The organism is Paraperibacillus esterisolvens, assembly GCF_046237625.1.
GTDB lineage: Bacteria > Bacillota > Bacilli > Bacillales > DSM-1321 > Paraperibacillus > Paraperibacillus esterisolvens.
In genome coordinates this window covers 2,334,965-2,347,472 of record NZ_CP143545.1, presented here as the reverse complement: position 1 = coordinate 2,347,472, position 12,508 = coordinate 2,334,965, and the positions used below count along the sequence as shown (strand labels likewise).

Sequence of the window (12,508 nt, the reverse complement as noted above, 5' to 3'; positions counted from 1 at the left end):
CGTAAAGCTTCAAACAGCCAGGTTTGAACATCATTTATCTTGCTGGCAGTCGTACCTGCGCCTAACTCCGGTCCACCGCCTTATTGTGTATATCCCTGCTCTTGTCCAAGTTCCTTATATTATCTGGGTTGCGGGTTGAAAACTCATGTTTTTTTGCTCCTGAGCCAGCCTGTAAAAGATATGAGAGCGAGGAGGTTCAGCAGGTTCCAGGATACCTGGAAACCGTCCCGCCCAGGCGCCCGCATAAGTCCCCTTTCTTGTCTTCCCCGCATAGACTGTTACGGGGAAGGAGTGATTGAAGTTGGCGGCTGTGGTCATTTACAGGAACCTGGAGGCAGTAATCACAAAGCAGCATTTATTAAAATGGCTGAAGGTAATGGCTATTCTGTCTGAGAAAGCCTTTCTAAACGAACATGAAAAGTGGATAAAAGCGGATATCATTGATGGAAATCTGTCTCTGCCTTTCACTTTTTTCAAACTGGCTGACGGTTGCTTTTCCTTTCAGCTTGAATACCAGCGGATGGAAGATCCTCGCGTTGAGATAACAGATGCCATCGAGCTATTGCTGCTTGAAGGAGACACTAAAGGCGAGAAGCATATTATCAGGGGAAGCGATAAAGCGGTCATCACATTTTCATCTGCTTTACCAAGAGCATCAGAGGGAGAGGTTTTTCAGCTGTGGCTGGAAAAAGAAACACAGCTGGGAAAGCTTGCGCTGCTGCTTGACTCGGTTGAAACAGAGGAATTTAAAAAAGAGGAACAAGGCATTGAGAGAATGAGGATGACTGTTAAAAAGCATATAAGATTACTGAATAAATTTGTTTTATAGCAAAAGGACAATTGTTGAATATTGCGGATTTCTCCTTCATATATTGTTTACGTAACAGAGTAACTACGTGGAGGGGAATTAAATGAGCGCACCTTTAGTTACGAATGAAAGATTAAGATCTTATTTGCGTGAATGTGCTGAAGCCTGCAACGCATGTGCCGAAGCATGTGAGTACTGTTATAGGGAATGCCTGAGAAACGAAGAAGTGAGGCGGGAGGCTGTAAGGCTTGTCAGGGACTGTGCCGATGTTTGCAACCTGGTGCGCCAGCTGATTACGAGGGAAAGTCCTTATGCCCGTGTGCTGTGCAGTGTAGCTGCTAATATTTGTGATGCTTCGGCCCGGGTCTGTGAGCAGTATGAGGATGATTATTGCCGCCGATGCGCAGAAGCATGCCGCCGCTGTGCCGACGCCTGCCGGGAACTTTGCATCAGCTAAACCCGGGGAATACTTATACTTACATGAAAGTTGTCTAAAAAGGGCCAGCTTCAGCCAGCCGCCTTCTTGGTATATCCCTTACCAAAAAGGCGGCGGCGAGCTGGCCTTTATGCTGCAGATTTTAAGTCCTCATTAGTCCCTGCACCCATTTTAGGCAAGCGAATATACTTTAATCAGGAGTCGATTTGCCCAAAAAGAGAAGGGGAGAAGAAATTCGTGTGTATACAAATTTTCAGGGGAGCAGACCCTGAACTTCCTCGAGCGGATGTGAACATAGTAATAGATGTGATCCGGGCCTTTACTGTCGCTCATTATGCTTTTGCCAATGGGGTGCGCGGTATCTTTCTTGCACGGACAGTGGAGGAGGCCAGGCGTTACAGGTCAGAAAATCCCGGGTATATGCTGGCGGGTGAAATCGGGGGGCTTCCCATTGATGGTTTTGAGCTGGACAATTCTCCAGTAAGCCTGTTAAAAGCTGACTTGGATGGTAAATATTTAATACAAAAAACAACAAATGGAGTTACGGCCGCCTTGCATGCAAGCGGCGCTCGGCATGTGCTCGTTACCGGTTTTTCGAATGCAAGAAAAACCGCCGAATATGTCAGGAACCTGACTGCTGAAAATCAGGGGCCCATCAACATTATTGCATCCCATCCCAGTGGTGATGATGATTTTGCATGTGCAGAATTCATGAGGGAAATCATATCGGGAGCCATGCCTGATGCTGATATCACAGCCGCCAGGATCAGAAACTCTGCGGCGGCGCAGAAGTTTGCAGACGATGCCTGCCCTGAATTTGATGCTGCTGATATTGTATATTGCACGAAAGAGGAGCCTTCAGACTTTGTAATGAAGGTTTCCTATGACAGAAGGATACCGATGATCGAGAGGGTGGTCATATGAAACATTCAGGCCTGAATCTGCCTGAAAGAGTAATAAAGCCGAGGTCACATGGATTGACTATATTAATAGATAACGGAGTTCCGCTGCAATTCTTCAGAGATACTATGGAGAGTGCTCCTCAGTTCATTGATTATGTTAAATTCGGCTGGTGCACGTCCCTGGTTACCCGGAACCTGAAACAGAAAATTGAATGCCTGAGGGAAAACGATATCAGCTTTTTCTTCGGTGGAACTCTGTTTGAAAAATTCCTCAGCCAGAACAAAGCAGCTGAATATCACAGTTTTTGTAAAGAGCACGGCGCAGAGTACATTGAAATATCGAATGGCACCCTTGATATGGCAAATCAGGTTAAGGCAGGTTATATACGGGAATTTGCTAAAGATTTTACCGTGTTCAGTGAGGTAGGCAACAAAGATTCGGCTTTATCAGTCGGCCAGCATCCGGAGGAATGGATGGAATATATCCAGGAAGACTTGGAGGCAGGGGCTTTCAAGGTCATTACCGAAGCGAGGGAGAGCGGCACGAGCGGAATCTGCACAGACAGAGGGGACCTGCGTCTTGAAATTATCGAACTTATCATGAACTCAGAAATACCATTGGAAAATATGGTTTTTGAGGCGCCGAATAAAAAGATGCAGACCGCCTTCATTAAGATGGCAGGTCCCAACGTCAATCTGGCCAACATTCCTTTTGCCGACTTCATTTCGCTTGAAACACTGAGACTGGGGTTAAGGTCTGATACCTTTTATACATTTAACTGGGAGGAACAGACATGAGAAATACAAATAAAGTGTTTCATCTGGCAATACCATGCAGGGAACTGAATGAAACAGCAGAATTTTACGAAAAACTCGGGTGCAGGACAGCCAGGCGATATGAAGACAGAGTGACTCTGGATTTCTTTGGCGATCAAGTGGTATGCCATTTAAGCCCTTCGGAAATAGATGAGAAGCCGTCTATGTATCCAAGGCATTTTGGAATCACATTTACGGAAGAGGAGGAGTTTCATAGAACGTATCAGCAGGCAAAAGAGCAGGCTTTGCCGCTCTTCCAGGACCTCATGGTGCGATTTAAAGGGAAAAGAGAAGAGCATATTACCTTTTTCCTGGCAGATCCTTCAAATAATTTATTAGAATTCAAGTACTATCATGATCCTGAAATGGTTTACTGATCCCCATGTCTTCTGCCGAGCGCCATTCTTTGTATTTTTATGCTGATTGAGGTACGATCAGTACAAAAACAAGAGGTGCTGAATATGAAAGTTAAAATCAATCGTAATGCCGCAAAGGTATTGAATAGAATGCTGGAGGCAGAGTTTGCCGGGCAGATGCCGCGTGTGATCGTGACAGAAAAGCATGGAACTCATGCCCATTATGCCCTGACCTTTGATACTCCCAAGGAGCATGATGAAATCGTCAAGACAGATAAGGATATTGATGTCCTACTAGACAGCAGGGAAGATTTTCTTGATGGTGTTTGGATACAGTTTTTCTTTGTGCCGCAGGAGGAATTCGTCATTACCAATCCATCTAAGGGCTATGCCCATCGCCATTGAGCTCTATGCCAGGCTATGCCTGGCTTTTTGTGCGGAAAAGATGCGGAACTCCATGGATCATAAGGTTTCCTGCATCCCGGTTGAATATCATTGATCTTGGGCAAACCTGCCTGTGCTTTACTCCGCTCCACCCCTTATTGTGTTTGCTCCAGCTCTTGTCCTGTTTCCCTCCTTATTTGGGCCTGTAAGTAAAGCTCATGTTTTTTTCTGTGTTAAAAATAATGAAGCAGTCTATACGCCGGCTTTCTAATATGTTAGTATACCTTAGGAGTTTTTATCATTTAGGCTGTTAAGCTATATATAATGTACGGGGGTGTCAATGTGCAGATGAGAGTATCAGCTGTTCAATACGATCTTAAGACTATAGCGAGTTTCGCTGAATTTGAAGACCAAGTAGAACACTATATAAAGACAGCGGCAGAGTTTGATTCTGAATTTGTTCTGTTTCCAGAATTTTTTACCACCCAGCTAATGAGCATCCCAAATGAATTTGGAGAATCCCGGACTATAGAAGACCTCCCTGAATTCACCGGGATGTACCAGGCGCTCTTTACCCGGCTCGCGATGGAATACCGCATTCATATTATCGCGGGTACTCATGTAGTGCGGAAGGCTGGCCGTTTATATAACACAGCACACCTGTTCTATCCGGACGGACGTGTAGCCGGGCAGGCCAAACTGCACATGACACCCACAGAAACCAAAGAGTGGAACATGTCACCTGGCGAAACCCTTGAAGTTTTCGAGACAGAACAGGGACGGATTGCGATGCTCACCTGCTATGACATTGAATTTCCGGAAATCGTGCGCATGGCAAAAGCTAAGGGCGCCGATGTAATTTTCTGCCCTTCCTGTACGGATGACCGCCACGGCTTCTACCGGGTCAGATACACCAGCCATGCCCGGGCGATAGAGAACCAGGTATATGTTGTAGGCACCGGGACTGTAGGTTCCCTCCCTACTGTTGATTTCATGAGATCGAATTTCGGACAGGCAGCTATACTTACACCAAATGACATCCCTTTCCCGCCGGGGGGTATTGCTGCTGAAGGCGAAATGAATCAGGGGATGCTCATCACTGCAGATCTCAACCTGGAACTGCTGTACAAGGTGAGGAAGAGCGGATCGGTCACCACCTGGCGCGACCGCAGGACGGATCTTTATACGGACTGGGAAACAGAATCGAAAGTGTTGGTATAGGATATGGCTGCCTATTATCATTCTTTTTATGTTTTTGATAAAACCGGACAGAGCAGGAAAGCTGTAATCCGGAATTATAAAGAAGAGGACTTTCCTGAGCTGATCGCCATTCAGAAGGAATGTTTCCCTCCTCCTTTTCCACAGGAGCTTTTATGGAACAGGGAACAATTATTGAATCATGTGAGTCTGTACCCCGAGGGGGCACTGTTTATGGAAGTGGACGGGGAGGCAGCAGGCTCGATGACTGCCCTTCTGGTAAACCATGACCCAAATAAAGACCATACCTGGTCGGATATCACAGATGACGGCTATATTCGTACACATAATCCAGATGGAAACTCACTCTATATCGTCGACATCAGCATTCGTCCGTCTTTCCGCAAATTCGGACTTGGCAAATGCCTGATGCAGTCCATGTACCAGATTGTCACGGCACATGGCCTCGACCGGCTGATAGGCGGAGGCCGGATGCCAGGGTACCATAAACACGCAGAACGCCTCTCCCCCGCGGAATACCTCGAAGAAGTCTGTAGGGGTAACCTGAAAGATCCGGTGATTTCCTTTTTGCTCCGCTGCGGGCGGTCTCCGGTAAAAGTGATTGCGAATTATCTGGATGATGAGGAATCACTTCATCATGCCGCACTTATGGAATGGAAAAACCCGTTCAAATCAGATGAAACACCTTCCTGAAAATGGAAGGTGTTTCAGTGCTTTAAGCTCTGTGTGGAGAGAATATGCTTCAAATCGCGGAAAACCCCTATTGAACTTACGCCTTTCTGATTCATTTATGGTAATATATCGAGGAAGAGAAATGAATGAAGCAAGCTTTTTGCTGAAAGGATAAATGTTATGAAAAGACAGACACAGAGAAAATTCACACTAAGCCCTGCACAGCTCATTATTGTGTATTATGTGGTTTCTGTGACAGTATCCACTTTACTGCTCAGCCTTCCTGTGGCCCTTAGGCCCGGTGTGAAGCTGGACTTCATGGAAACGCTGTTCACAGCGGTGAGTGCAGTGAGCGTTACCGGTCTGACTGTCATAGATGTCAGCGAAACATTCAGCACCACAGGGTTATTCCTTCTCATATTTATCCTTCAGTTTGGGGGGATTGGCATCATGACCCTTGGCACCTTTTTCTGGCTGATCATGGGAAGGAAGATTGGAATAAAAGAACGACAGCTGATCATGACAGACCAAAACCAGACCCAGCTGTCCGGTCTTGTCAAGCTCCTCATCCAAATCGTCCAGCTTGTGCTCATCATCGAATTGGCTGGCGCACTTGTACTGACACTGTATTTTTCATCCTACTTTCCAACATGGAAAGAAGCATTCATTCATGGTCTGTTTTTATCGGTAAGCTCCACTACAAATGCTGGTTTTGATATCTCGGGTGAATCGCTGATTCCTTTTGCGAAGGATTATTTTATCCAGACAGTCACCATTATCCTGATTACACTTGGAGCTATTGGCTTTCCTGTATTAATCGAGGTCAAGGAATACTTTTCCCGCCGCAAAAGTGAAGTTCCTTACAGATTCCGTTTTTCCTTATTTACCAAAATAACTACCTTTACATATGCAGCATTGATTGTTGTCGGGACACTGTTGATTTACCTTTTGGAAAGAAAGAATTTTCTGATGGATAAGTCATCACTGGATACTTTCTTTTATTCAATTTTCATCTCTTCCAATACGCGAAGCGGCGGGTTAACGACGATGAACATCAGTGATTTTACAGCACCTACAGAACTGCTTCTCAGCTTTCTCATGTTCATCGGTGCTTCCCCAAGCTCCGTTGGCGGGGGGATCAGAACAACGACCTTTGCTGTCATGTTCCTGTTTGTCATCAACTTTGCAACAGGAAACCGGGCGATTAAGGTTTTTAAGCGGGAGATATACGAAGAAGATATTTATAAGGCGGTCGCAGTTATGACTATGGGAGTGACCTTATGCTCGCTATCCACTTTTGTTCTGTCCATTACAGAAGATTTATCTCTTTCACAGATTGTGTTCGAAGTTTGTTCAGCTTTCGGTTCAGTCGGCTTGTCACTTGGCATCACCGGCGATTTGACGAATACAGGCAGGGTAGTGATCATGATCCTGATGTTCATAGGCAGGGTTGGCATCATATCCTTCTTATTTATCATAGGAAGGCAGGAGAAAACCGGGAATTATCAATATCCTAAGGAAAAGATTATCATTGGCTGAAAGAGTGCTTCCCCTGACAGGGAAGCTTTCCTTCTGGACTCTCCTTCTCTTTTGTTTTATCATTTTATACAGGTATGTACATAAATGAGGAATCGTCCCTCTTAATCTGAATTATAAGGAGCTTGAAAATGGAAAAATTTCTGATCTTTGGTCATAAAAATCCCGATACAGATACGATATGTTCTGCGATTGCCTACGCGGACCTTAAAGCACAGCTTGGCATCGAGGCGGAGCCGGTCAGGCTTGGAGAAATCAACGGCGAAACGGAATATGCGCTTAATTACTTCTCGCAGGAAGTGCCCCGCCTGATTGAAACGGCTGCAAATGAAGTGAAATCGGTGATCCTGGTAGACCATAACGAGCGCCAGCAAAGCGTACAGGATCTAGCTGAGGTACGGATAGCGGAAGTCATTGACCACCACCGCATCGCCAATTTTGAAACAAGCGATCCACTTTATTACCGTGCTGAGCCTGTCGGCTGTACAGCTACGATCTTGAATAAAATGTACAAAGAAAATGGAAAAGAGATCAAAAAGAACATTGCAGGTCTGATGCTTTCTGCCATTATTTCGGATTCACTTTTATTCAAATCGCCAACCTGCACCCCTGAGGATGTGGCAGCAGCCAGGGAACTGGCGGAGATTGCCGGTGTGGATGCTGACACTTATGGCCTGGATATGCTGAAGGCGGGAGCTGACCTCTCAGATAAAACCATTGACCAGCTGATCACACTGGATGCAAAGGAATTTGATATGGGTGAAAGCAAAGTTGAAATCGCACAGGTGAATGCGGTGGATACCAGGGAAGTGCTAGCCAAAAAACACGAGCTGGAAGAAGCTATTCAGTCTGTTATCGAGAGAAAAAATCTGGACCTGTTTCTTTTCGTTGTCACTGATATCCTTACCAATGACTCGGTGGCCCTGGCACTTGGGAAAAAGACGGCTGCTGTAGAAAATGCTTATCAAATCAGTCTGCAGGATAACACAGCAATCTTAAAGGGTGTAGTATCACGCAAGAAGCAGATTGTACCTGTTCTTACTGATATCTTTAATAAAGAAGAGGCTTAATTCTCTATAAACCATGCCGGCAGTCTTCTGCCGGCATTTTTCGTGTTTGAAAACGGTGCTTAATAAACTTGTCTTCCGGGAATAAGAAAAAAGGAATGCAAGGAAAGTAGGTGTTTTTATGATTTCTCTTGATAAACAGCACGACCCTAAAGGCAACAGGGATTTGATTGCCCGCTTTGCCGGAAGCATTGACATGGCAGAAGCAGTGCGTGAGACAGACGATCTTTTTGAAAGCCGCAAAACAGGGTCTGAACCTTTTCATTATAAGATAGGCGGATTTAAAGGCCTGCTGAAACGCTTCTTACTCATCAAGAAAGCTGAATTACTCGATGCAGGCAGGGGTGATACCTTTGTGGACAAAGAAGGCAATCCCTGGCCATTCTGGAAAGGGAAGCTGGACGGGGCCATGGACAGCCTTCTTAGCCAGGTGTCCCGGGTAGCATCCGTTAAAGACTACGGAGCACGCGGGGATGGAGTGACGGATGATACTGAGGCGTTCAGGCGTGCAATCGGAAACGGCCGTGTTCGCGTTCGGGTCCCGGAGGGAAAATACACCGTCAAAGGAATCAAGCTGCCTTCCTGGACAATCCTGGAGGGTGAAGGAAAGGGGAAAACCATTCTTAAGCTTCATGACAGGGCTCCTAAATCGGAATGGGTCATCACGAACAAACACCACTATACAGGAAATCGCGGGATCCTCGTGCAGAACCTGAGCCTCGACTGGAACGTAGAACGAATACCGCCCGGAAGGAAAACTGCAGCAGGCAATAACCGGTCCAGCTGCCTGACATATGCCAATGTCAAATACGGCTGGGTCAAAAATGTGGAAGCCATCAATGCGGGTCTCCATGCCTTTGATGTTTCCTCAGCCCTGTACACTTATCTCGGTGATGGGACGAGGGCAAGGAAGGGAAGCAGCTACATATGGCTTGACGGCCTGAATGGATATGGATTCGGGGATGATGGCGTCACTACACACCATAGTGACAATATACTGATCAGCAATTGCCATATGTGCGACCCGAGCGGGAGGGCACATAAGCGCGGATTTTCAAACTCGAATGGTTTTGAGGTGGATGACGGCTCAAGGAATGTTTGGCTCGTCAACAATTCTTCCACCAGATGCTTTGGCGGGGTGGAAATTAAGGCTCACCATAATTCTGCCGCCGCATCCAATGTCTATATAACAGGGCATATTTCCATCCGTGATAACCGGTCATTTAACTTCAGACATATCGGCCATCACAAGCTGGAAGATCCCAAGTCACTGACGGCTTATAATATCAGGGCTGCCTGTCTAGTCGCTATCGCCCCGGTCAGAACTTCACTGTATGAAGGTTCTAAGGCCCGCGGGATGGTGGTGTCCGGATATACAAATGTGGCGGTAAATCATTTCACGCTGATTGGCGATCCAGAATATGATTATCGCGGAGAGCCTGTCCTCACTGTGCAGTACAGGGCAAGGAACATAACTCTTAAAAATATTTCCATGGAAGGATTCAAAACGGCCGGGCATTACCTTAAAGTCTATGGCGGTCCCCAGCGGGCTGATTCTGTGTCTGTGATTAACGTGAAACTCGACACTGATGCAGAGGATGCCGTTTATGCAGGTGCGGATTTAGAAGATATTTTGATAGGGAATATCATGAAAGCTGGATCAGGCACCTCCCTGGGGTAATACTCCAGTCAAAAAAAAGTTTTAGGCAGAAAAGATGGGGAAATAGAGAAGCAGGCAAAATATGCAGGGAGGCTTTTCGTTGATTTATCTATCCATTGTTCTAAAACTTGTCGTCGGCCTGGCAGCACTCGTTGTTGTAACCAGGCTGGTAGGAAAAAAGAGGATGTCACAGGTGACTCCTTTCGACTTTGTCTACGCCTTGATACTCGGCGGTATGGTAGAAGAAACAATCTATCATACCGACCATACAATTCCGCAAATGTTATTTTCTGTAGCTGTATGGGGAGCTTTGATTTATTCGGTGGAAAAACTCACGCAGAAGTTTGATAAGCTGCGGGCGCCGTTGAAGGGATCAAGCCAGGTACTCATCCGTAATGGAAATGTCAGCATCCATGAGCTTGAGAAGGCGAGCCTTGAGCTTGAGGAGCTGAGGGGCATGCTCCGGCAGAAAGGGGTTTTTTCCCTGAAGGAAGTCAATTACATCATCCTTGAAAACAGCGGGGATATCTCTGTGCTTAAGTATCCCGATATGCCAGTCGTTGAAGAACCGTCTGTCCTTCTTGTCAATGAAGGCCATATTCATGAAGACAATCTAAAACAGATTGAAAAAGGTGAAGAATGGCTGCTGAATGAAATTAGGGAAGAGGGAATCAAGGATATAAAGGATGTCTATTATGCAGAGTGGTCGAAGCCGGAGGGCTTCTTTATTAAGCAATATCACGAATGTCATTAACAGAATGAAATGAAAAGGTGCAAATCCACTGGAATTGCGCTCTTTTTGCCATTGTATACGTTAAATTATGCTTCTATTAATGCAAAGATAAATGAGAGTTGGGTGAGCATGAAGTTTGAAAAGAGAATCGGAAAGATGGTTCTGGAAGACAACCAATTAAATTTAATATACGTTTGGCAGTAAGGGCAGTTATCTAAAGGGAAGGACAGATACTGCCCGTTAAATCGAACACGGGATTGAAAGCTGGTGAATCATTTGAAGTACCCATCAGATGTGAAGTGGCAGAGGAAACGGGATATGTCATATGTGTGTTTACAGAAAAGCTGGGATTGTAGTTGAGAAACAACCTGAAGAACAGGAAGAAAATGCGGTCCTTCAGATGGTCTGCCACTATTATATCTGTCAATTATCAGAAAAATCCGTCCTGCCGCTACACCTGAATCCTTCCCTGAATGCAGCTGTACGATACGTCAAGACCTCGTGCTGGAAGAATTAAAAGAACGGGATTTGGGAAATAACCGGGAAATAGGGACTGTCCCGCCCAGCAGAGTTATAGTAAAATAAGGTAAAACTTATATAAGCTCATTTGGATGGTGGATGAAATGGAGATTACCATACATTTATTCTTCAATCTGTCTTTATTGATGGTCTTGGCCTTTTTTGCCCTGGTGTGGCTTGAAAGGAAGCGGGATTCTGCCATATCTGCCACAAGCTATTCTGTCATTCTGGTAGGGGCTTTATGGATTTGCTTTAGTGTGTCCTATCCTGCCGGAAACTCCCTGCAGTTCGATTTAAGGGCGGTACCGGTTTTGATAGCCGGTTTATATTTGGGAACAGGCCCCCTCATGTGCGCTATATGTATCCTTACCAGGGGTCTGTTCGGGATAGATGAGGGCTTCCTGGCTAATATTATCCTCTATGCACCGCTTGCTTATATACTTTGGAGAGTGCATCCAATTTTCAAGAAAATCAGCCCAAAGAAAAAAATCTATGTATCTGTCATGATCATGATCTGTATCAGCATCCCTACAGCAATGGGGCTGGAAATGTTCCGGACTGATGCCGGCCGGTTTGATGCATGGTTCGCCTATCTGATCATCCCGCCGCTCGGCATCGCCATCTATTCGTACTTCATTGAATTTGTCGGCAGGAATATCCTTATGTATCAGCAGCTGGTAAAGTCCGAAAAGCTTGAAGCAGTGGAGCAGATGGGGGCTGCCATCTCACATGAAATCCGTAATCCGCTGACCGCAGCGATCGGTTTTGTCCAGCTCCTGAAAGATCAATCCCTTCCTTCAAAGAAGAGGGAAGAATACCTTTCAATCGTGGGTGAGGAACTGCAATCAGCAGAACGGGTCATCCAGGATTATTTAACCTTTTCCAAACCTTCTCTTGATTATATTGAGGAACTTAATGTAAGAAAAGAGCTCATTCAGGTTGTGAACATCCTCCGGCCTATTGCCAATCAGCATTCTGTGCAGATTACCACCCATTTTTCTCTGGCAGGCAGCATTAGGGGGGACCGTCAGAAGTTCCATCAATGCTTCCTGAATGTGATCAAAAATTCGATTGAATCCATGCCAGGCGGAGGGCAGCTGACAATTACCACCCAATATGGCCACCATCACATCATCATAGAAGTTAAAGATACAGGAATCGGGATGACGAAGGATCAGCTTCAAAAACTCGGCCAGCCATATTATTCAACAAAAGGTTCCAAAGGAACCGGACTCGGCATGATGGTGGTCTTTGGCATCGTCAAGGCGATGAATGGCACCATTCAAGTTGAGAGCGCAGTGAATTCAGGCACTTTATTTACCTTTACCTTTCCCGCTTTGAACCAGCATCAATAGCGTAGAAAAAGTAAAGCGAGATAAGCCTGCTTATCTCGCGAAGAAA

At 45.7% G+C, this 12,508-nt stretch carries 14 protein-coding genes; all 14 read left to right on the top strand.

What is annotated here, in order from left to right; genetic code table 11:
* The first annotated feature begins 301 nt into the window (after positions 1–301).
* The 14 genes from V1501_RS11825 to V1501_RS11760 all read left to right on the top strand — a co-directional run bounded on the left by V1501_RS11825 (position 302) and on the right by V1501_RS11760 (position 12,462).
* Positions 302–829 (top strand): hypothetical protein, encoded by a 528-nt coding sequence (locus tag V1501_RS11825; protein WP_409288335.1) that lies wholly within the window; start codon positions 302–304, stop codon positions 827–829.
* An 82-nt stretch (positions 830–911) separates the two neighbouring features.
* Entirely contained in the window at positions 912–1,265 is a 354-nt protein-coding gene (locus V1501_RS11820; protein ID WP_409288333.1) for a four-helix bundle copper-binding protein, read from the top strand.
* A gap of 216 nt (positions 1,266–1,481) precedes the next feature.
* Complete coding sequence (locus V1501_RS11815; protein ID WP_409288331.1) at positions 1,482–2,168, top strand: 2-phosphosulfolactate phosphatase; 687 nt, start codon at positions 1,482–1,484, stop codon at positions 2,166–2,168.
* Positions 2,165–2,944, top strand: coding sequence for a phosphosulfolactate synthase (locus V1501_RS11810; RefSeq protein ID WP_409288329.1), 780 nt, complete (start codon positions 2,165–2,167; stop codon positions 2,942–2,944). Before V1501_RS11815 ends, V1501_RS11810 begins: the two co-directional genes overlap by 4 nt.
* Positions 2,941–3,339, top strand: a complete 399-nt coding sequence (locus tag V1501_RS11805) for a VOC family protein (protein WP_409288327.1) — start codon at positions 2,941–2,943, stop codon at positions 3,337–3,339. The genes V1501_RS11810 and V1501_RS11805 overlap by 4 nt, the downstream gene beginning before the upstream one ends.
* A gap of 84 nt (positions 3,340–3,423) precedes the next feature.
* A complete protein-coding gene (locus V1501_RS11800) occupies positions 3,424–3,723 on the top strand; it encodes an iron-sulfur cluster assembly accessory protein (RefSeq protein ID WP_409288325.1) in 300 nt (99 codons plus the stop codon).
* A 321-nt stretch (positions 3,724–4,044) separates the two neighbouring features.
* Complete coding sequence (locus tag V1501_RS11795) at positions 4,045–4,923, top strand: carbon-nitrogen hydrolase family protein (RefSeq protein WP_409288323.1); 879 nt, start codon at positions 4,045–4,047, stop codon at positions 4,921–4,923.
* Positions 4,924–4,926: 3 nt separating this feature from the next.
* Positions 4,927–5,613 carry a GNAT family N-acetyltransferase gene (locus tag V1501_RS11790; RefSeq protein WP_409288321.1) on the top strand — a complete coding sequence of 229 codons (687 nt, stop codon included), beginning with the start codon at positions 4,927–4,929 and terminating at the stop codon, positions 5,611–5,613.
* Between the two features lie 159 nt (positions 5,614–5,772).
* Positions 5,773–7,131: a TrkH family potassium uptake protein gene (locus tag V1501_RS11785; RefSeq protein WP_409288319.1), complete on the top strand. Its 1,359-nt coding sequence runs from the start codon at positions 5,773–5,775 to the stop codon at positions 7,129–7,131.
* Positions 7,132–7,259: 128 nt separating this feature from the next.
* The gene (locus V1501_RS11780) at positions 7,260–8,198 is read left to right on the top strand and encodes a manganese-dependent inorganic pyrophosphatase (protein WP_409288317.1); all 939 of its coding nucleotides are present in this window, start codon (positions 7,260–7,262) and stop codon (positions 8,196–8,198) included.
* A gap of 118 nt (positions 8,199–8,316) precedes the next feature.
* Positions 8,317–9,876, top strand: coding sequence for a glycosyl hydrolase family 28-related protein (locus tag V1501_RS11775; RefSeq protein WP_409288315.1), 1,560 nt, complete (start codon positions 8,317–8,319; stop codon positions 9,874–9,876).
* 79 nt (positions 9,877–9,955) lie between these two features.
* Positions 9,956–10,609, top strand: a complete 654-nt coding sequence (locus tag V1501_RS11770) for a DUF421 domain-containing protein (protein ID WP_409288313.1) — start codon at positions 9,956–9,958, stop codon at positions 10,607–10,609.
* A 304-nt stretch (positions 10,610–10,913) separates the two neighbouring features.
* Positions 10,914–11,105 carry a hypothetical protein gene (locus V1501_RS11765; protein WP_409288311.1) on the top strand — a complete coding sequence of 64 codons (192 nt, stop codon included), beginning with the start codon at positions 10,914–10,916 and terminating at the stop codon, positions 11,103–11,105.
* A gap of 106 nt (positions 11,106–11,211) precedes the next feature.
* A complete protein-coding gene (locus V1501_RS11760) occupies positions 11,212–12,462 on the top strand; it encodes an ATP-binding protein (RefSeq protein ID WP_409288309.1) in 1,251 nt (416 codons plus the stop codon).
* Positions 12,463–12,508: the final 46 nt, after the last annotated feature.

What these genes read in the sequence shown, in the direction of transcription:
- V1501_RS11785 (WP_409288319.1), top strand. Translation starts at nt 5,773, where the DNA reads ATGAAAAGACAGACACAGAGAAAATTCACACTAAGCCCTGCACAGCTC.
- V1501_RS11800 (WP_409288325.1), top strand. Translation starts at nt 3,424, where the DNA reads ATGAAAGTTAAAATCAATCGTAATGCCGCAAAGGTATTGAATAGAATG.
- V1501_RS11780 (WP_409288317.1), top strand. Translation starts at nt 7,260, where the DNA reads ATGGAAAAATTTCTGATCTTTGGTCATAAAAATCCCGATACAGATACG.
- V1501_RS11765 (WP_409288311.1), top strand. Translation starts at nt 10,914, where the DNA reads ATGTGTGTTTACAGAAAAGCTGGGATTGTAGTTGAGAAACAACCTGAA.
- V1501_RS11760 (WP_409288309.1), top strand. Translation starts at nt 11,212, where the DNA reads ATGGAGATTACCATACATTTATTCTTCAATCTGTCTTTATTGATGGTC.
- V1501_RS11790 (WP_409288321.1), top strand. Translation starts at nt 4,927, where the DNA reads ATGGCTGCCTATTATCATTCTTTTTATGTTTTTGATAAAACCGGACAG.
- V1501_RS11810 (WP_409288329.1), top strand. Translation starts at nt 2,165, where the DNA reads ATGAAACATTCAGGCCTGAATCTGCCTGAAAGAGTAATAAAGCCGAGG.
- V1501_RS11775 (WP_409288315.1), top strand. Translation starts at nt 8,317, where the DNA reads ATGATTTCTCTTGATAAACAGCACGACCCTAAAGGCAACAGGGATTTG.
- V1501_RS11820 (WP_409288333.1), top strand. Translation starts at nt 912, where the DNA reads ATGAGCGCACCTTTAGTTACGAATGAAAGATTAAGATCTTATTTGCGT.
- V1501_RS11805 (WP_409288327.1), top strand. Translation starts at nt 2,941, where the DNA reads ATGAGAAATACAAATAAAGTGTTTCATCTGGCAATACCATGCAGGGAA.